The sequence below is a fragment of the Donghicola eburneus genome (genome assembly GCF_900115865.1).
Lineage (GTDB): Bacteria > Pseudomonadota > Alphaproteobacteria > Rhodobacterales > Rhodobacteraceae > Donghicola > Donghicola eburneus.
The window spans coordinates 41317-60309 of record NZ_FOXY01000005.1 but is presented as its reverse complement, the minus strand read 5'-3'; the positions used below and the strand labels follow the sequence as shown (position 1 = coordinate 60309).

At 60.5% G+C, this 18993-nt stretch carries 19 protein-coding genes and 1 tRNA gene; 6 read left to right on the top strand and 14 right to left on the bottom strand.

Going from position 1 to position 18993, the window contains the following annotated elements; genetic code table 11:
• Positions 1 to 83 precede the first annotated feature (83 nt).
• Positions 84 to 2414, top strand: coding sequence for a Tex family protein (locus BM225_RS09985; RefSeq protein WP_072706741.1), 2331 nt, complete (start codon positions 84 to 86; stop codon positions 2412 to 2414).
• A gap of 187 nt (positions 2415 to 2601) precedes the next feature.
• Positions 2602 to 3441, top strand: coding sequence for an inositol monophosphatase family protein (locus BM225_RS09980; RefSeq protein ID WP_092464236.1), 840 nt, complete (start codon positions 2602 to 2604; stop codon positions 3439 to 3441).
• Positions 3442 to 3534: 93 nt separating this feature from the next.
• Here BM225_RS09980 and BM225_RS09975 read toward each other — a convergent pair whose 3' ends face one another.
• Positions 3535 to 4278 (bottom strand): RNA methyltransferase, encoded by a 744-nt coding sequence (locus tag BM225_RS09975; protein WP_072706743.1) that lies wholly within the window; start codon positions 4276 to 4278, stop codon positions 3535 to 3537.
• Between the two features lie 129 nt (positions 4279 to 4407).
• On the opposite strand from BM225_RS09975, the gene BM225_RS09970 reads away from it, so the two are divergent.
• Positions 4408 to 5028: a thiamine phosphate synthase gene (locus BM225_RS09970; RefSeq protein WP_072706744.1), complete on the top strand. Its 621-nt coding sequence runs from the start codon at positions 4408 to 4410 to the stop codon at positions 5026 to 5028.
• A 1-nt stretch (position 5029) separates the two neighbouring features.
• On the opposite strand, the gene olsA is transcribed toward BM225_RS09970, so the two are convergent.
• The 3 genes from olsA to BM225_RS09955 all read right to left on the bottom strand — a co-directional run bounded on the left by olsA (position 5030) and on the right by BM225_RS09955 (position 6919).
• Positions 5030 to 5842: a lyso-ornithine lipid O-acyltransferase gene (gene olsA / locus BM225_RS09965; RefSeq protein ID WP_072706745.1), complete on the bottom strand. Its 813-nt coding sequence runs from the start codon at positions 5840 to 5842 to the stop codon at positions 5030 to 5032.
• Positions 5839 to 6612, bottom strand: a complete 774-nt coding sequence (gene olsB / locus BM225_RS09960; RefSeq protein WP_072706746.1) for an L-ornithine N(alpha)-acyltransferase — start codon at positions 6610 to 6612, stop codon at positions 5839 to 5841. The genes olsA and olsB overlap by 4 nt, the downstream gene beginning before the upstream one ends.
• A 121-nt stretch (positions 6613 to 6733) precedes the next feature.
• Positions 6734 to 6919: a DUF3553 domain-containing protein gene (locus BM225_RS09955; RefSeq protein WP_072706747.1), complete on the bottom strand. Its 186-nt coding sequence runs from the start codon at positions 6917 to 6919 to the stop codon at positions 6734 to 6736.
• 26 nt (positions 6920 to 6945) lie between these two features.
• Between BM225_RS09955 and BM225_RS09950 the strand changes: the two genes are divergently transcribed.
• Complete coding sequence (locus BM225_RS09950) at positions 6946 to 7545, top strand: histidine phosphotransferase family protein (RefSeq protein ID WP_092464234.1); 600 nt, start codon at positions 6946 to 6948, stop codon at positions 7543 to 7545.
• A 56-nt stretch (positions 7546 to 7601) separates the two neighbouring features.
• Here the strand turns inward: BM225_RS09950 and BM225_RS09945 are convergent, their stop codons facing one another.
• The 7 genes from BM225_RS09945 to BM225_RS09915 form a co-directional block, all read right to left on the bottom strand.
• The gene (locus BM225_RS09945) at positions 7602 to 8867 is read right to left on the bottom strand and encodes a glutamate-5-semialdehyde dehydrogenase (RefSeq protein ID WP_072706749.1); all 1266 of its coding nucleotides are present in this window, start codon (positions 8865 to 8867) and stop codon (positions 7602 to 7604) included.
• Between the two features lie 12 nt (positions 8868 to 8879).
• Positions 8880 to 9986 (bottom strand): glutamate 5-kinase, encoded by a 1107-nt coding sequence (proB, locus tag BM225_RS09940; RefSeq protein WP_072706750.1) that lies wholly within the window; start codon positions 9984 to 9986, stop codon positions 8880 to 8882.
• Positions 9974 to 11026 carry a GTPase ObgE gene (gene obgE, locus BM225_RS09935; RefSeq protein ID WP_072706751.1) on the bottom strand — a complete coding sequence of 351 codons (1053 nt, stop codon included), beginning with the start codon at positions 11024 to 11026 and terminating at the stop codon, positions 9974 to 9976. The genes proB and obgE overlap by 13 nt, the downstream gene beginning before the upstream one ends.
• 53 nt (positions 11027 to 11079) lie before the next feature.
• Positions 11080 to 11619 carry a GNAT family N-acetyltransferase gene (locus tag BM225_RS09930; RefSeq protein WP_072706752.1) on the bottom strand — a complete coding sequence of 180 codons (540 nt, stop codon included), beginning with the start codon at positions 11617 to 11619 and terminating at the stop codon, positions 11080 to 11082.
• Positions 11620 to 11769: 150 nt separating this feature from the next.
• Positions 11770 to 12039 (bottom strand): 50S ribosomal protein L27, encoded by a 270-nt coding sequence (gene rpmA / locus BM225_RS09925; RefSeq protein WP_072706753.1) that lies wholly within the window; start codon positions 12037 to 12039, stop codon positions 11770 to 11772.
• Positions 12040 to 12061: 22 nt separating this feature from the next.
• A complete protein-coding gene (locus BM225_RS09920) occupies positions 12062 to 12667 on the bottom strand; it encodes a 50S ribosomal protein L21 (protein ID WP_072706754.1) in 606 nt (201 codons plus the stop codon).
• Between the two features lie 163 nt (positions 12668 to 12830).
• Positions 12831 to 13655: a DUF2059 domain-containing protein gene (locus tag BM225_RS09915; protein WP_072706755.1), complete on the bottom strand. Its 825-nt coding sequence runs from the start codon at positions 13653 to 13655 to the stop codon at positions 12831 to 12833.
• A 155-nt stretch (positions 13656 to 13810) separates the two neighbouring features.
• Between BM225_RS09915 and BM225_RS09910 the strand changes: the two genes are divergently transcribed.
• A tRNA-Ser gene (locus BM225_RS09910) sits at positions 13811 to 13900 on the top strand.
• A gap of 66 nt (positions 13901 to 13966) precedes the next feature.
• Positions 13967 to 15376 carry a tyrosine-type recombinase/integrase gene (locus tag BM225_RS09905; protein ID WP_177218598.1) on the top strand — a complete coding sequence of 470 codons (1410 nt, stop codon included), beginning with the start codon at positions 13967 to 13969 and terminating at the stop codon, positions 15374 to 15376.
• A gap of 232 nt (positions 15377 to 15608) precedes the next feature.
• On the opposite strand, the gene BM225_RS09900 is transcribed toward BM225_RS09905, so the two are convergent.
• From BM225_RS09900 to paoC, 3 genes are all read right to left on the bottom strand, one after another.
• Positions 15609 to 15830 (bottom strand): helix-turn-helix domain-containing protein, encoded by a 222-nt coding sequence (locus BM225_RS09900; protein ID WP_177218596.1) that lies wholly within the window; start codon positions 15828 to 15830, stop codon positions 15609 to 15611.
• The gene (locus tag BM225_RS09895; protein ID WP_092464230.1) at positions 15787 to 16548 is read right to left on the bottom strand and encodes an SDR family oxidoreductase; all 762 of its coding nucleotides are present in this window, start codon (positions 16546 to 16548) and stop codon (positions 15787 to 15789) included. The genes BM225_RS09900 and BM225_RS09895 overlap by 44 nt, the downstream gene beginning before the upstream one ends.
• A gap of 249 nt (positions 16549 to 16797) precedes the next feature.
• Positions 16798 to 18990, bottom strand: coding sequence for an aldehyde oxidoreductase molybdenum-binding subunit PaoC (paoC, locus tag BM225_RS09890; protein WP_072706776.1), 2193 nt, complete (start codon positions 18988 to 18990; stop codon positions 16798 to 16800).
• Between the last annotated feature and the right edge of the window lie 3 nt (positions 18991 to 18993).

Below are 18993 nucleotides of genomic sequence, written 5' to 3'. Positions count from 1 at the left end.
GATCAACGGGGGATCGGGAATGGGCTTGGCAGCGGTTCGGGGCTGGCGTATGCCAAAGAGCCAAGCAGTCAAGACGGATCAAGATGGACCTCAAAGCCAAGATTCCCGCCCGCATCGCCAAGGAAATCAACGCCAGCCCTGCACAGGTCGCCGCCGCGATCGAGCTGCTGGATGGAGGCGCCACGGTCCCATTCGTCGCCCGATACCGCAAGGAGGCCACAGGCGGGCTTGATGACACCCAGCTGCGCGATCTGTCCGAGCGCATGGTGTATTTGCGCGAGTTGGAAGCGCGGCGCGAGACAGTGCTGAAGAGCATTCAGGATCAAGGCAAGCTGACCGACGATCTGACCCGCAGTATCCTTCAGGCGGACACGAAGGCGACGCTCGAAGACATCTATCTGCCCTATAAACCCAAACGCCGGACCCGTGCGATGATCGCGCGGGAAAATGGATTGGAGCCTTTGGCTCGTGCCATTCAGGAAAACCGCGCGGCAGAGCCGTCGGCATTGGCCGAGGGGTATGTGACTGCCGAAGTTGCCGATATGAAGGCCGCGCTGAACGGTGCGCGCGATATCCTGACCGAAGAATTGGCAGAGCGCGCCGAAATCCTTGGCCGTCTGCGCGAAATGATGGCGGGTAACGCTCATTTGGCGTCGCGCGTGGTGGACGGAAAAGAGAAGGACGGCGCCAAGTTTTCGGACTACTTCGCCCACTCAGAGCCCTATCGCGGGGTACCTTCGCACCGTGCGCTCGCAATGATGCGCGGCGTGAACGAAGGTATCTTGACCACCGATCTAGAGCTGCCCGAGGACGCGGATGCCGATGCGCCCCTGCGTGTTCTGCGCGCGGCGCTCGAGATTGGCGGGCAGCAGCCCGGAGACAAATTCCTGTCTGATGTGGCGGGATGGTGCTGGCGCGTGAAGCTGAAGCTGTCGATCACCATCGACCTGATGACCGATCTGCGCAAACGGGCCGAAGAAGAGGCGATCAATGTCTTTGCGCGGAACCTCAAAGACCTGCTTTTGGCGGCGCCTGCAGGGCACAAAACAACCATCGGTTTGGACCCGGGCATCCGTACAGGCGTGAAGCTGGCGGTCGTAGATGCGACGGGCAAGGTGCTGGACACCGCGACGCTCTACCCTTTCCAGCCCAAAAATGATCTGCGCGGGGCACAGGCGACCTTGGGCGCCTTGATCCGCAAACATGGCGCGACCTTGATCGCCATCGGCAACGGGACCGCCAGCCGCGAGACCGAGAAGATGGTCGGGGACCTGCTCAAGGACATGCCAGCGCCCAAACCGACCAAGGTGATCGTCTCTGAGGCTGGGGCTTCGGTCTATTCGGCCAGCGCTTTGGCCGCGCGGGAATTTCCTGATCTGGATGTGTCTCTCCGCGGAGCGGTGTCGATTGCGCGGCGCTTGCAGGACCCATTGGCCGAACTGGTGAAGATTGAGCCGAAATCTATCGGCGTAGGCCAGTACCAGCATGACGTCGACCAGCACCGTCTGGCACGCGCGCTTGATGGTGTGGTCGAGGATGCCGTGAACGCCGTTGGCGTGGACCTGAACACCGCCTCTGCGCCGCTCTTGGCGCGTGTGTCCGGCCTTGGGCCCGGATTGGCCGAGGCAATCGTTCTGCACCGTGATGCGAATGGGGCTTTTGCGAGCCGCAAGGCGCTGAAAGATGTGCCGCGTCTTGGGGCCAGAACGTTCGAACAATGCGCAGGCTTCCTGCGGATTTCGGGGGGTGATGAGCCGCTGGATGCGTCTTCGGTCCACCCCGAGGCCTATGCGGTCGCGCGCAAGATCGTCAAAGCTTGCGGGCGCGACCTGCGTGACCTGATGAAAGACCCTGCCCCGCTGCGCAGCCTACAGCCCCAGCAGTTTGTTACTGACAGCTTTGGCCTGCCGACAGTTCGGGACATCTTTGCCGAGCTTGAAAAGCCGGGCCGTGACCCGCGTCCGGACTTCAAGACCGCAACTTTTGCCGAAGGCATCGACTCGATCAAGGACCTGAAGGCGGGCATGCAGCTGGAGGGTACCGTGACCAACGTGGCGGCCTTTGGCGCGTTTGTGGATATTGGTGTGCATCAGGACGGACTCGTTCATGTGAGCCAACTTTCGGACAAGTTTGTCAAAGGCCCGCACGAGGTTGTCAAAGCCGGTGATGTCGTGCGCGTTCGAGTGACCGAGGTGGATGTCCCACGCAACCGGATCGGCCTGTCCATGAAGAGCCCGGACGCGCAAAACCGGCCAGAACGTGGTGGCCGCGCCGATCGCAATGATGGTCCGACGCGCGGGGGTAAAGGGCCCAAGGGCGGCCCACGTGGCGGCGGCGGCAAACCCCGCAATGCGCCGCAAGAGTCGGGCGGCGCGATGGCCTCAGCCTTGGCGGCAGCGTTTAAGCGCACGTAAAACCGTCACAATTCCGGAATAGAGACAGGGCGCTGGCGACGGCGCCCTTTTCATTTGGTTTACCGACACTTCATGCAGTGTCGGTCGGGATGTGACCACTTGGAGCGGACGCGCTGGTCGTGCATGCTGAAGTGAGTAGCCCACCACTCTTGGGCCACGATTGAATTTAAAGACAGGACGACCCCAAGTGACTTTGACCACCACCCAGATTGAACAGTTGATCTCTGCGACACGCCAAACCGCAAAGACGGAAATCCTCCCGTGGTATCGGCGTCTGGACGACAGCGAGATTGACACCAAAGCCCACGCACAGGATCTGGTGACCAAAGCAGACAAGGCAAGCGAACGCGCGCTGACGGATCTGGCCGCAGAGATCCTGCCCGGCGCTGTGGTGGTTGGCGAAGAGGCTGTCTCGGACGGGTCCGTGTCGCTAGATGCGCTCAAAGGTGCGGAGCAGGCGCTGATCATTGATCCCATTGATGGGACTTGGAATTATGCCAATGGCCTCAATACTTTTGGCGTAATTCTCGCTGTGGTCGAGAACGGGGAGACGGTCTTTGGATTGCTCTATGATCCGATGGGCGACGATTGGGTGATGGCAGAACGCGGCGGCGGCACGGTCTTTGCCCGAGCCGATGGCACACAGCGCGCAGCCAAGGCCCGCGCCCCGCGACAGGTCAACGAGATGACGGGCTACTGGCCGCCCTCGTTGTTCAACACCGAGGCGCGCGGACGGCTATATGACTTTGCCAAGGGCATTGATCGGATGGGCAGCCTGCGGTGTGCCTGCCATGAGTACCGCTTGTTCTCGCAGGGCGGTGCGGACTTCTTGCTGACTGGGAATCTGAACCCATGGGACCATGCGGCGGGCGCGTTGATCGCGCGCGAGGCCGGTGGTTATGTGAAGATGCTGGACGGCGAAGCCTATGCCCCGACCCTGACCGAAGGCAGCCTGCTGGTGGCACCGGATCGGGACAGTTGGATGGCGCTGGCTGATCCCTTGCGGATGGCGGTTTTTGGAGACTGAAACGCCGCGCTTCTGCGCCGGTGTTCGAATTGAGTATTTTTGCAAAGCAGAAAGCAGGGGCGTGGTCCCCTGCTTTTAACGTTTTGACACTGGTTACCCGCGCTCTTTCCAGCGGACCATCTGGCGCAGGACGCCGTGTAGGATTTGCGCGTCCGCACGGGTCAGAGGCATCCGGCTCCAGAAATTGCGCAGGTTGGTTTTCATGTTCTCTGCCTTGGTCTCGGGGAAGAAGAAACCCGCCTCTTCAAGGCGCTCTTCGTAGTGGTTTGCCAGCTTCTCGACTTCGATCGCGCTGGCCCATTCCGTGCCGGCGAGCTCGTAGTTCATAGGCTCTGCCGACATGGTTTGGCGGCTCCATTCATAGGCGCAGAGCAAGACACACTGGCCAAGGTTGAGCGAGGCAAACTCTGGGTTCACAGGCACCGAGATGATGGCGTTGGCACGCGCGATATCCTCGTTCTCGAGACCAGCGCGCTCGGGGCCAAACATGACGGCGACCTTTTCACCTGCCTTGACGCGGGCATTCGCCTCTTTCATCGCTTGCTCTGGAGTGTAGACCGGCTTGGTGAGGCCACGGGGCCGCGCGGTGGTCGCGAAAACAAAGCTGCAATCATCGAGCGCGGTGGGCAGATCGGGCGTCAGCATGGCTTCGTCCAAGAGCCGCCCTGCCCCGCTCGCCATCGCGACAGCGCGCTGGTTTGGCCAGCCGTCACGCGGGTCTACGACACGCATCCGGTCGAGGCCAAAGTTCCACATGGCCCGTGCCGCGGCGCCGATATTCTCGCCCATCTGGGGGCGGACCAGCACGAATGAAGGCTGAGGCGTGTCAGTGGGCATGGGGTGTTCCTTTCGGCGTCGGGTTTGCGGGGTCTGATAGTCCGACATGCGAAAACCCGCAAGCAGACCGATGGTCAAAGGCGAAAAACCACGCTAAAGGAGCCGAACCACCGAATGAGGAGTCTCTTCATGTCCGAGCTAGAACTGCCGCAGATCTATTTGATCACGCCCCCCGACTTCGACTTCCGCGAGTTCCCAGAGGACATGGCGCGGGTTCTGGATGCGACCGAGGTCGCGTGCGTGCGTCTGGCGCTGGCAACCACGGACGAAGACCGCATTCTACGCAGCGCGGACGCCCTGCGCGAGATCACCCATGACCGCGACATCGCTCTGGTGATAGAGCGTCACGTGCTCTTGGCAGAGCGTCTGGGGCTGGATGGGGTGCACCTGACAGATGGCGCGCGGTCTGTGCGGGCAACCCGCAAGCAGCTTGGCGATGATGCGATCGTGGGCAGCTTCTGCGCGGCGTCGCGCCACGACGGTATGAACGCGGGTGAGTCCGGCGCGGACTATGTGTCTTTTGGCCCCGTAGGCGGGACTGTGTTAGGCGATGGCACGCACGCAGATGCCGAACTGTTCGGCTGGTGGACCCAGATGATCGAACTGCCCGTCGTCGCCGAAGGCGCATTGACCGAAGAGTTGATCCGCACCCTGACGCCTGTAACTGACTTCTTTGGCATCGGCTCCGAAATCTGGGGTACCGACGATCCTGCCGCGCAGCTGAAAACGCTCGTCGCGGCTATGAGCTAAGTTAAAGGGCGCTGCGGACCGTGTCCTCAAGCGCCTTGGTCAGATCCTTGCGGTGGGCGAAATCGGCCACTGCGACAGAGGGGTGATAGGTCAGTTCGACCTGCCCCTGACGCGGTGCGGACAGCACCTTGAGCAAATGCTCGCCAAACTCCATATCTCCCCACCAGCCATAGAACCGAGGGTCCTGCCCTGTGGGCGCGGTGTAGCGCACCGTGACCGGCTGGATGCGCAGATCCTCTCGGAAGCCGGGTTGGAAGAACGCCGCGAATAGGGTCGACTTGAAAGGCAACACGCGAAGGCTGTCGGTCGAGGTCCCCTCGGGAAAAAACAGCAATTGGTGACCGTGGCTCAGCCGCTGCTCAAACAGTTCGGTCTGCGCGCGCGCTTCTTTGCGATCCCGCTTGATGAACACCGTTCCCGTTGCGCGGGCCAGCCAGCCAATGCCTGCCCATCCGGCCACCTCGGCCTTGGACACAAAGTATATCGTCTGGCGCGCATTCAGGGCAAAGATATCGAGCCAGCTGGCATGGTTCGCTACGACCGCAAGCTTGCCGTGTTCTGGTGTGCCAATCCGGCGAAACCGGATGCCCATGGACGGGAACGCCAGAGTGCACACGGCACGGGTGATATAGGGCGTTACGGGGCGCCTCTGACCAAAGAGCGGTGCTTCGATCAGGCGCAGCAAAAGTGTCAGGATCAGGCCCACTGCACAGAGCAGCCCGAGCGGAATGCCCCGCAATAGAACACGGCACCATCCCATAGCGTCAATGCGCGGAAAGTCTGGACGCTCACCGCTATCCCAAGTTGAACTCATGCCTTCAAGCCCTTGGAGTAGATGGATTTTTGGGTCGCACTTAGACGATGTGCATCCATCACCAAACAGATATCCGTGGTGTTGAACGCGTGATCGACGTAGGCTCCTTCGCCGACATATCCACCGAGGCGCAGGTAGGCCTTGATCAAGGCAGGCACCCCTAGCATCGCCGGTTTGCGGTCAATCTGATCATATGGGATCAGATCCATCGGTTGAAACCGTTCAGCCACGGCCCGAACGCGCAACTCCGGCGGAGCCAGATGACGTTCATGCAAAAGAGAGAGTGACGGCGCAAGCGCAGCGACGTCCGTCCCATGGAAACTGGCTGTGCCAAACATCACCTCGATTCCGTGGTCTGCAACGTACTCTGCCAACCCGTTCCACATCACGAGCATCGCCGCCCCGCCGCGGTACTCTGGATGCAGACAAGAGCGGCCCAGTTCCATCAGCTTGCGGCCACTATGCTTCAACACCGTTAGGTCGTACTCGGTTTCCGAATAGTAGCGCCCTACTGATGGCATCTGGTCATCCCGCAGCAGCCTGTAGACGGCAACCACTTGGTCGCCCGACGCGCGGGACAGGTCTTCGAGCAGCAGATGATCGAAAAAAGGATCAAACTCGTCTTTTTCCAATCGCGCGTTGTGATCCACGTGGGGCCCGTCCGCCCCCAGTTCAGCGACGAACACCTCGTATCTCAGGCGCTGCGCGGCGCGCAAATCCTCTGGCCCGTCTGCCAGACGCACCGAAAACTCGGGGGAAGAAACCACCATCGCTCTGCCTCGACACCGTGGACTGCACTTCGCCGCAGGTTTAGGCGCTCTGACATCCTGATGCAAACGCCACCTGCTAAGTGGTTCAAACGTATAGGTTCTTAAAACTAGTAATGATCAATTAAGATTCGTCATATACGGGTAAAAGGGCAACACGGGAGGAGTCTATGACGACTTTGCCTTGCTCGCGGAAATTCACGGTCACACGGCCCTGAATATTCGACTGCACTTGCCCTAGCCCCCAATCGGGCTGCTGCGGGTGCCGGACAATCGCTCCGGGTTCGAGAAAGGCGTTCAAGTCGGTCATGGTGTCCTCGCAATTGGAGAAGTACTATGCGGCACAGCCCGAAGCGACTAGCAGACCTTCTGGGATCGCGCCTTTGTCATGACCTCATTTCACCGATCGGCGCGGTGTGCAACGGCGTTGAGCTTTTGGGAATGGGCCCGATGGGCACGCAGCCGGAGTTGGCTCTGATTTCCGAAAGCATCGAGGCCGCGAATTTCCGCGTTCAATTCTATCGTGTGGCTTACGGATTGGCCTCTGACGACCAAGCGCTGAGTGACGGCGAAGTGCGCCGCATACTGGCTGGCGTCTACAAAGGCGCCCGACTGAAGGTCGATTGGTCAGTCAAAGACGCGCTGCCCCGCCCCGAGATCAAACTCGCCTTCTTGCTCATCCAGTGTATCGAGGATGCCCTGCCCTACGGCGGGACGCTGCGCATCACCCACAACGGCATGTTCTGGCGGCTTGAGGCCGATGGCCGGATTAAGATTAACGATCCTGAACTTTGGGAATGCCTATGCTCGGGCGAGGAGCCCGAAGAACTGGCCCCGAGCAGAGTTCATTATGCGCTGATCCCCCACGCCGTCGAAGAGGCGGGCCGCAGGATCATCTGCAACAACAGCGAAGATCACATCGAGCTGACCTTCTGAATGAAAAAACCGGCCCTGATCCAGCGCCGGTTTTATTTTTGTTTGAGCCGAGGGCTTTAGCTGCGGACGGTGCCGTCGCCCACGACCAGATACTTAAAACTTGTCAGCTGCTCGGCGCCTACCGGCCCACGTGCGTGCATTTTGCCAGTGGCAATGCCGATCTCTGCACCCATCCCAAATTCACCGCCATCGGCAAACTGGGTCGAGGCATTGCGCATCAGGATCGCGCTGTCGAGGCGGGCAAAGAACTCTGCCGCCGCGCCGTCATCTTCGGTGATGATGCAGTCCGTGTGCTGCGAGTGGTGATCCGAAATGTACTCGATCGCGTCGTCCAGATCATCGACAACCCGTGCCGCGATGATGCTGTCGAGGAACTCTGTGCCCCAATCAGCGTCGGTCGCCGCCACGACGCCCTCGATGCCTTGAATGGCTGCGTCGCCACGCACTTCAACCCCAGCCGCAATCAGGGCTTTGACGATCTCGGTTCCAATGCCTGCAAGTTGATCGCGGTGGATCAGCAGACACTCTACCGCGCCGCAAATGCCGGTCCGGCGCGTTTTGGCGTTCATCACGACCTTCATCGCTTTGTCAGCATCGGCAGCGGCGTCCACGTAAACGTGCACGATCCCTTCGAGGTGAGCGAAGACGGGCACACGGGCCTCGCGCTGCACAAGGCCAACCAGACCCTTGCCGCCACGAGGCACAATCACGTCGATGTAGTCGGTCATGGTCAGCATTTCGCTGACCGCAGCGCGATCACGGGTTGGGACCAGCTGAACCGCGTCCTCGGGCAGTCCCGCTTCGCGCAGGCCAGCGGTCAGCGCTGCGTGAATTGCGCGCGACGAATGAAAGCTCTCGGACCCGCCACGCAGGATCACCGCATTCCCGGCCTTCAGACACAAAGCACCTGCGTCAGCGGTCACATTCGGGCGGCTTTCATAGATCACGCCGATCACCCCCAGCGGGGTACGCACGCGCTGGATGTGAATGCCGGACGGCCGGTCCCACTCGGCCAATACCGCGCCAACGGGATCATCCTGCCCCGCGACAGAGCGCAGGCCATCGCAGATCCCTTGGATTCGGGTATCGTCCAGCATCAGACGGTCCATCATGGCGTCCGTCAGACCTTTGTTCCGGCCGAATTCCAGATCCTTGGCGTTTTCGGCAATCACCTCGGCGCGGGAGGCCCACAGCGCGTCGGCTGCGGCGTTCAGCGCGCGGGTTTTGGCCTCGGCTGGGGCGGTCGACAGAGCCTTTGCGGCTGCGCGCGCGCGCTGGCCCAGTTCCGCCATCATCGAGGAAATGTCTTCCACGTCCTTCATCGCCTTAGCTCCTTAAATTGCCATGTCATCTCTATGGATCAATGCAGCGCGACCAGGATACCCCAAAAGCGCCTCAATATCATCACTGCGGTGCCCGCGGATCACCCGCGCCTCGTCCGCTGTGTAACGGGACAGCCCCATACCAAGCGCGTGTCCCTCTGGGCTGCGCAACTCGACCGGATCACCACGCCCGAAGCTGCCGATCACGCTGGTGACCCCTGCGGGCAGCAAGCTCTTGCCGCGTTTAAGAGCGTCCGCAGCGCCGGCGTCCAGCATCAGAACGCCTTGCGGCTTCATCGCCGAAATCCAGCCCTTACGCGCGGCCTTGGGGTCTGTCTGCGCCAAGAACCACGTGCAATTCGCGCCGCTTTCCAAGGCCGACAACGGGCGGGTCACAGACCCTTCGGTGATTGCCATGGCGCAGCCCGCTGCGGTTGCGGTTTTCGCCGCCATCACCTTGGTCTTCATGCCGCCCTTGGACAGACCAGACCCTGCGTCCCCTGCCATCGCCTCAATCTCTGGTGTGATCTCGGAAATGGTGTCGTAGCGTTTGGCGCTAGGATCGACCTGCGGATTGGCGGAATAGAACCCGTCCACATCGGACAGCAGGATCAACTGGTCCGCACCGACCGTCACAGCGATCTGTGCGGCCATACGGTCGTTATCACCATAGCGGATTTCATCGGTGGCGACGGTGTCGTTTTCATTCACGATCGGGACCACGCCAAAGCCGATCAGAGTCGCCAAAGTCGCGCGGCTGTTCAGATAACGGCGGCGGTCGGCGCTATCCTCGAGCGTGACCAGCACCTGACCGGTTTTGATGCCATGCGGGGCCAGCACCTCTTCGTAGGCGCGCGCGAGGCGGATTTGACCCACAGCGGCGGCGGCCTGCGATTGCTCGAGCGGCAGTTCGGTGTAGGGCAGCCCCAACACACCGCGCCCCAGCGCAATAGACCCAGAAGACACAAGGATCACATCTGCCCCACGATCGCGGAGCATCTTTACATCTTCGGCGAGGCCGACCAGCCAGTCAGCGCGCAATTCACCGGTTTTCTTATCGACCAGAAGGGCCGAGCCGATCTTGATGACAACGCGCTTTGCAGCGCTTAGGGTTGCCATGTTCCGTTCTCCTGCTCGTCCTCTTCGGCTTCTTCTTTCTTGATGCGCAGACGGTCGTCCTCGATCTGGGCACGGACTGCGCGCAGCACTTCGGGCAGACCTTCGCGGCTGACGCTGGACAGCATCATAACGGGGCCACCCACAGCCTCTTCCAGCGCGGCACGCTTTTCTTCGCGCTCTTCGTCATCCAGCGCATCAATCTTGTTCAAGGCCGTCACACGCGGCTTATTGGCCAATTCGCCGCCATAGGCCTCAAGCTCGCCAATGATGACGTTGTAGTCGTGCGCCACATCATCCGAGGTCCCGTCCACGAGGTGCAGCAGAACCGCGCAGCGTTCGACGTGACCAAGGAAACGGTCGCCGATCCCCCGCCCTTCGGACGCCCCTTCGATCAGACCGGGAATGTCCGCCATGACGAATTCGGCGTTGTCGATACCAACGACGCCAAGGTTCGGGTGCAGCGTGGTGAACGGGTAGTCCGCGATCTTGGGACGCGCGTTCGAACAGGCCGACAGGAACGTCGACTTGCCCGCATTGGGCAGGCCCAGCAGGCCCGCGTCCGCGATCAGCTTCAGTCGCAGCCAAACGGTGCGGGTGATACCCTCTTGTCCGGGGTTGGCGTGACGCGGCGCTTGGTTGGTTGCGGATTTGAAGCGCAGGTTGCCCCAGCCGCCGTTGCCACCCTTGGCCAGCACGATACGGTCGCCAACTTCGGTCAGGTCGAATAGAACTGTCTCTTCATCCTCGTCGAGGATTTCAGTGCCCGAGGGCACGCGCAGAACGATGTCCTTGCCGTCCGCACCGGTGCGCTGCTGGCCCTTGCCCGGCTGTCCGTTGCCCGCAAAGAAGTGCTGTTGGTAGCGGAAGTCGATCAGCGTGTTCAGGCCATCGACGACCTCAACAATCACGTCGCCACCACAGCCGCCGTCCCCACCGTTGGGGCCGCCGTATTCGATGAACTTCTCTCGCCGGAAGCTGACGCATCCCGACCCGCCGTTCCCCGAACGGATTTCGATTCTGGCAAGGTCTAGGAATTTCATGCGTCACCCATTCTGGCAGTTTGCACGCCTGTTACAGCGAGCGACCGACGGGATCAATCCAGCCGGCGTGTATATGTCCAAGTCGGCACCCGCGAATTGCGTGCGACCGAAAACGTTTCCGCGTCTCCGAGGTATTCGAAGCCGCAATTGGTCAGCACCCGCGCGGATGCCAGATTTTCTTGGAACACCTCGGCAAAGAACGTCGCGTTCTTCATCGGGTTCGCTTCGACCAGCGCCCGAACGGCTGCGGATGCGACACCTGTGTTCCAGTGGCTCGGTCCGACCCAGTAGCCGACCTGTGCCTGATTGCGATCCATCGGCAGAAGGCTGATGACCCCCATGACCTCGGGACCGCCGTTTTGTGTGGCGTCCATGGCCCAGATGACTTCGCCGGTCTCTGGCTCCATCGCGCGCTTCACGTATTGCTCGACCGCACCAGGCGGCAGCGGATGCGGAACCGAGCGCGTCATCCGCGCAACCCGTTCATCCCCCGCATAAAACGAGATCATGCCCTCGTCCGACTTGCGCAGTGGCCGCAAAACAAAACTACCCGCATCAATCACTTGCGGCGCTTCTAATACCTCTTCAACCATGTGCCCTCCTCCGGCAATTCGGATGATTAGTAGATGGGGCTGCACCCTCCCCGCACAACTGTCCAACTACTTGTAAACGGTAAAAAATCGCAAAAAATTAGGGGACCGGTAGTACCGATCCCCTGAAATCTTGTACCCTTCGGGTTCGGTTTATTCTGCAGCCTCGGCTACAGGAACAACCGAAACAAAGGTGCGGCCCTTGAGGCCTTTGGTGAAGGTCACTTTGCCTTCTGCGGTCGCAAACAGGGTGTGATCTTTGCCCTGACCGACGTTGTCGCCCGGCCACCATTTGTTGCCGCGCTGACGCACGATGATGTTGCCAGGGATTGCGGCCTGACCGCCAAACAGTTTGACGCCAAGACGGCGACCAGCACTGTCGCGACCGTTACGGGATGAACCGCCAGCTTTTTTGTGTGCCATGGGTTGGTCTCCTTACTTCGGCTTAGTTTGCCAGTTCTTTGGCCTGCTCAACCCAGCCTTCACGCTGGATACGGCCTTTGAACGACAGTTTCTCGTCCATCTCAGCAATGTCCGCTTCGGTCCATGCTGCGATTTGTGCGAAAGTGGTGATACCAGCTTCGAGAAGCTTCTTCTCGAGAGCGGGGCCAACGCCCGACAGTTTCTTCAGGTCGTCTGCGCCAGCGGTTGCTGCTGCAGCAGGAGCTGCCGAAGCGGTTGCAGGAGCTGCGACGCTGCGTGCACCCAGAGCAGCCTTTACGCCGGTCGCGTCTGCGCCTGCGGTCAGGATGTCGGTGATGCGGACAACGGTCAGTTGCTGACGGTGGCCACGGGTACGCTGCGAGCTGTGCTTACGGCGACGCTTGACGAAAGTGATTTTCTTTTCGTCTTTGATCAGGTCCAGAACTTCGGCCTGAACAGCAGCACCATCAACGAAGGGTGCGCCGATGACAGTGTTGTCACCGCCAACCATCAGAACGTCGTTGAACTGAACAGTTTCACCTGCGTCAGCTGCAAGCTTTTCGATGCGGAGTACATCGCCCGACTGGACTTTGTACTGCTTGCCACCGGTTTTGAGGACAGCAAACATTGCCGTTTCCTTTTCCGTTTGTCGCGTCTTTCGGACCCATGCGGGGTTTCCGGCCGAAGCCACCTAAAACTGCGAGCCCGTAAGGGCTATATTGAATCAACTCTGGCCGCAAAGATGCGGCCCGAGCCGCGCTTATGTTCGGGATAGGTATATGAGTCAAGCGTTATAGCTCTTCTCCCGAGCCGATTTCCGCGATCTCTGCCCCCAGAGCCGCTGAAATTCCTGTGAACATCGGATCAAAGCCCTCGAACAGCCCTCTGTTCATCGCCCTGCCCGCGTCCGACTCGGACATCTCTATATAAGCCTCCAGTTCGTCATTCTCCAAGGGCGCGTACGCCATCAGGAGATAAGAGTAGAGCCACATCCGAGTTTCAGAGCGAACGTCTTGTTCCTGAGCCCACACAGAGGCCAGCATTTCGCTTTCGGTCATGGCGGCCCCATTCTGGCCTGCCTCGGCCAGACCGCGCAGGAAGGCAAAGTTCGAGTTCAGCGCGCCAACCACGTTCGCATCGACCAAGTCATTCGCCTCTATATAGGCCGTTACCAAATCAAGCCGCGGATCGGCGTCTTGCAAATGCTGTTCAAAGTTGTCGTGGCTGGCTTCTTCAACCGCGGGATCAAGCAGCGCCTCGCGCGCCGAAATCTCCAGATCAACGATCCGGCGTCCCAGCTCGGATTCGAAGAACGCGATGACGCTGTCCAGATCCTCATCTTTTACCGCCTCAGAAAACTCGGCCGTCAGCCCCGCTTCCATAGCTTCGGTGTTGTAGATTCGGCTCACGCTGTCCTGCCAGGTTTGCGTCGCGCCATTGGGAAGCATTTCTTCGGCCAGAGTTTCAGAGTAGCCAAGCCCCTCTTCGCGCATAATCTCGATCACGTCCGAAACGCGCATGGCATCGAACAACCGTGCCACATCATCTTCGCTTGCGGCCTGCACAGGAACGGCAAAAGCCAGCCCAAAAAGGGCCGTGGTAACAAATTGGCGCATGAAGCCTCCGATCTTTCCCTAAGGGATAGGGCGCTCTGTCCTCTCTGCCAAGAGAACTCGAAATCAGGGGGCCTGAAACAAAGTCAAAAAATCGTGCAAAAAGGGGTTGCAGCCCCCAGAGGATAACATTAGACACCGCCTCCACAGACCCCCGCGGAGAGGTGCCGGAGTGGTCGAACGGGGCGGTCTCGAAAACCGTTGTGGGTGCAAGCCCACCCAGGGTTCGAATCCCTGTCTCTCCGCCATTATGGCTTTTGTTAAGCATAATCAAAGACTTACTCGAGATGGCTCCATCGTCAAATAGGTCCAACATGGACCCCCAAGCGGGCGATGAAGATATGAACTACCTGCGCCAGAAGCAGGGCGGTGGCTGGATGTTCCGCATGGCGACTCCCCTTGCCTTAATCGGCAAGCCCAACCCATGGGACGGCAAGCCGTTCGGGAAAGAAATCGTACGTGGCCTTGGCACAAAGCGCATCGGTGAAGCCAAGCTGAAACGCGATGTCCTGCTTGCCGACGTGCGCAAGCTACAGCTTCACGGCCATGACAAGCTTGAGTTCTCCATCGACCAAGCAAAAGCCATGCGAGACGAGCTGACCCGCATCCGCGCTAAGGACAAGGCAGAAGCTGCACTAGTCCGCTCCATCGTCACGGAACAACTCGCAATGGCCGACGACTCAGGGCGCGTAGACCGGAAAACCCTTAAGCGATACGCCAAGGTGGCGTTCGGCGAGGGCCTCCCCCTCAGCGAGGGCCTGCGGATGTACTGTGAAGCCCGCAGCCCTGACAGCAAAAGCGCCTTCGAGCCGCTGTCAAAGCAGACCTTCAACGACCTCAACACCGCCATCAAGCACCTCTGCGCCTTCCTACAGGTCGAGGAGACCGGTGCGGTAATGATGGATGAGTTGACCAACGCCCAGACGACTCGGTTCAGGTACGACTACCTGCCCACAGTGAGCACTCACCGCGCCCCCAATGGCCTAAGCCACAAGACCATCAAGAAGAACGTGACCCTGCTGAAGGCGGTATGGGACTGGGCGGTACAGGTCGGCCACCTGCCCAAGAGCCTTGGCAACGTATGGGCCAGTGAGACCCGCATCAGGACACGTTCGGACGCGGCCAAGGCCACCCGCCAAGACTTCACCGCAGAGCAGATGTCCAAGCTGCTGGGGGCCACAGAGCGCGGCACCCGTGAAGGCGACATCATACGCCTTGCTCTGGCTGGTGGCTGTCGGGTCAGCGAGGTTGCCCTTCTCCCCCTCTCGGCTGTTGAAAAGGACGGAAGCGGCTTCTTCATCGCCGAAGGCAAGACCCGCAACGCAACCCGCTTCGTGCCCCTCGTAGGAGCCGCGCAGAGCGTCCTACAGGCCCGCTTGGCCGCGTCAGCTGGGTCAGGTCGCCTTTTCCCTGAATGGCCCGTGCGCGACTCCTCAGGCAAGTCTGGGGCGGTATCGCAATGGTTCACCCGCTTCCGCCGTGAACAGCTTGGCGAGGAGACCGACGGAACCCTCTCCCTTCATTCTACCCGCCATACATGGCGTACGGTTGCCCGCCGCGCCCGCGTCCCAGAATCCGACATCCTTCAGCTTGGAGGCTGGGCGGATGAGACGAAGCGAACAGACCGCACCTATGACCACGGCCTTACCCGTGAAGGCTTGCGGCAGACGCAGGAGCTGATCTGGAAGGCGATGCAGGACGGTGGGTATCTCGGGGGTTACTAAACGCTTCGAGCGGCTTCCTCACGAAGAAAACCGCCGCCCGTAGCTCAGTAAACCGCTCACATGCTACGGGCGACGTGTGCAAGGGACAGGGTCGAGGGGCACTGCACCTGCACCTGCACCTAAAGTTGCACTGAGAAAACGCAGCTCGCTCACACCCGAGCCACCCGCATAAACCTAAGCATGTAGTCGCCTGTGGCAACAAAAACGTCCTCAAAGGTGGGTACGGAAATCCCTACCCTTCTAGAACTCGATACACGCTAGTCCGCCCGATCCCCAACTTCTTGGCAATCTCGGTCGGCCCCAGCCCCTCGACATCCCGCAGCCTCTTCACCTCGGCGGTATCGACGCTGGGCTTGCGGCCCTTGTAGACGCCATTGGCCTTGGCCTTGGCTATCCCCTCAAGCTGGCGCTCACGGCGCAGGTTGGTCTCGAACTCGGCGAAGACCCCAAGCATCTGGAAGAAGGCCTTTCCCGCCGCTGTACTGGTGTCTACGGGCTGTTCCGTGGCCTTCAGGGGGCTCTGTCCCGAGCACGGCGAATGCCGCTTTGGCAATCTGGCTCTGGGTCATCACGGCAGGACCGCCGACCTCCAGCCAACTCTGCCCATCATCGGTCGCATCCGCGATCGCCTCTGCCAGATCTGCGCCGTGAATCGGATTGAGCCGGTGGGACCCGTCACCAAACAGCCAGACCCGCCCTGCCCGTGCCATCGAGAAAAAATCCTTTATATCAGAGAAATAGCCAGTCGGCGCGATAACGGTTTCTGGCACCTCCGACGCTTGCAGGTGCGTTACGAACGCAGCCTTGGCATCGACCAGTGGCACGCCCATCATCGCTTCGGCGTTCAGGACATGGACGTAACAAAACCGACCCACGCCCGCCTTTTCCGCTTCACGCAGTAGGTTTAGGTTGGCTTCGTAGTCGACCTGCCAATATCCGAGCCCGTCGGCTTGCCGCGTGATCCCGAGCGCGGACACGACAAGGTCCACTCCGTCCATAACACCAACGAGAGTTTCCGGCTGCGTGACCTCTGCTCGGACGAGCAGGTCCGCAACACCCTCGGCCCGCGACGGATCACGGACCAGAGCCGTAACGTGGTGTCCGCGCCTTGAATATTCTGCGCACAGAAAGCGGCCCAAATACCCCGTGGCACCGGCGACAAGAACGCGCATCCAGAAGTCCTTTCTTAAAATTTGTAGTCGCAACACCTGCCATTGCAGAGCGCCTATGGTCTGGAAAGTACACCTAAGCGAACGCTCCCGACATGACCCCACCGATCATCCGCATGATCGCGCGTACCAGAATACGGGCACTTGAACCGCGCGGTAGGTTCCAAAGACAAAGAGAAAGCCCGGCCGTCGAAACACGGCCGGGCTTTTCGATCATGTGAAATGCGCCTGTCAGATCAGGCCGCGTTGATCTTAGGCAGAGGGCAGCCGGTCAATGAACCGATCGAGCGTCACGGGGTAGTCCCGTACGCGCACACCCGTCGCGTTGTAGACCGCGTTCGCGACGGCAGCTGCCACGCCGCACAGACCCAGTTCGCCGACGCCCTTGGCCTTGAGCGGAGTGGATGCCGGGTCCAGCGTATCAAGGAAGATCACCTCTTGCGCGGGGATGTCAGCATGCACCGGCACTTCGTACCCCGCCAAATCATGGGCGGGAAAGAAGCCGCGCGCGGTGTCGATTGCGGCGTCTTCCATCAGCGCCGCGCCAACCCCCATCACCATGCCGCCAATGACCTGACTGCGGGCGGTGATCGGATTCAGGATGCGGCCTGCATCACAGACAGCCAGCATCCGGCGCAGCCGTGTTTCGCCGGTGTACGCGTTCACGCCCACCTCGACGAAATGCGCACCAAAGGTCGAGACGACCTGCTCGCTTCGGAAATCGCCGAACTCGATCGAGTCCTCGGCCACGATCTCGGTATCGCTGAGCCCTGCCAAGGGGATTTGCTTGTCAGTGGTGCGGACAGATGCATCTTCAAAGCTCAGATCCTCCACGTCCTTGCCCAGATGATCGGCAATGGCCTGACGCATGGCAACCGCGGCAGCATAAACACCCGCTGTGGACGAGGCCGCGCCCCATTGCCCGCCGGAACCCGCGCTGTCGGGGTAACTGCTATCTCCCAAGCGCACCTCAACATCTTCGGCTGTCACGCCGAGCACCTCTGCCGCCGTCTGCGCGAGGATGGTGTAGGACCCCGTTCCGATATCGGTCATTGCCGTCTCGACGATCACCTGTCCTTGGGGCGTCAGACGAATGCGTGCCCCCGAAGCCATCGCAGGTCCGCCGCGATAGGCCCCTGCCAGACCATGGCCAATCAGCCAGTCGCCATCTCGGGTTGCACCCGGTGCCGTGTTCCGATCAGCCCAGCCAAAGGCGTCGGCCCCGCGCTCCAGACATTCGACAAAGTTCCGCTCGGAAAACGGCTTGTCCGGATCTTCGGGATCGACTTGGGTGTCATTCATCACCCGAAAGGCCACTGGGTCCATGCCCAACTCTTCGGCCATTTCGTCCATTGCAATTTCCAGCGCCATCAGTCCCGCAGCTTCGCCCGGAGCGCGCATCGCATTCTCTTCGGGCAGCGCCATGGTCGCGAGATGCATTTTGATCAGACGATTATCGCCCGCGTAGAACTGGCGGGTTTGGCCAATCGCGTTCTCGCCGCTGCCACCTTCCATTGCGTGGCTGATAGCCTCGTGGGCAATGGCAGTGATCTGACCATCACGGGTCGCCCCGATGCGGATGCGCTGGATGGTCGAGGCTCGGTGCGCGGTGTTGTTCATCACCATCGGACGGGGCATCGCGACCTTGACCGCCTGCCCCACGCGGCGCGCAGCTTGCGCGGCTAGGATGGCATCTGAACGCACGAACAGCTTCACACCGAAACCGCCGCCGATGTAGGGGCTGTCAACGCGAACGTCCTCTGCATCCAGTTCAAACGTCTTGGCGAGCGCCGCTTGTGCCCATTCAATCATCTGGTTCGAGGTCCAGACCGTCAGCTTGCCGTCGTCCCACTGCGCGATCGACGCCGGAGGCTCCATCATTGCGTGAGAGTGGGAAGGCGTGGTGTAGGTCTTGTCGATGGTCACAGGGGCGGACTCGAAGGCAGCTTCGAAATCCCCCACGCGGGTCGCGTCAGAACGGTCGTCCATCACATCTTCCCAAGCGGCCTGAAGATCGAGCGACCCGATCTCGTCCACCTCGTATTCGGTCTGTACCTTCGCAGCAGCCGCACGCGCCTGCTCAAAGGTTTCGGCGACCACTACGGCAATAGCTTGGTGGTATTGTGCGATCTCTTTTCCGCCAAACAGAGGCGCGACATTCATGTCGCTGGGGCTCGGCATTTCGCCTACCTCGGGTGCGGTGATGACATCTAAAACGCCGGGCATCGCCTTGGCCGTGTCGGTGTCCATCGACGTGATGCGTCCTTTGGCGATCGTGGCCAAAACTGGGTAGCCCACCAACTGCCCTTCGGCGACGTCGTGACGCTCGTAGGCATATGGCGCAGTGCCCGTGACCTTGAGCGGACCGTCAATCCGCGTGGTGGGTTTGCCGACGACCTTGGCGTCGTCGAACAGGTTCTGTCCTGCCGGAGTGTTGAATTGCATGTC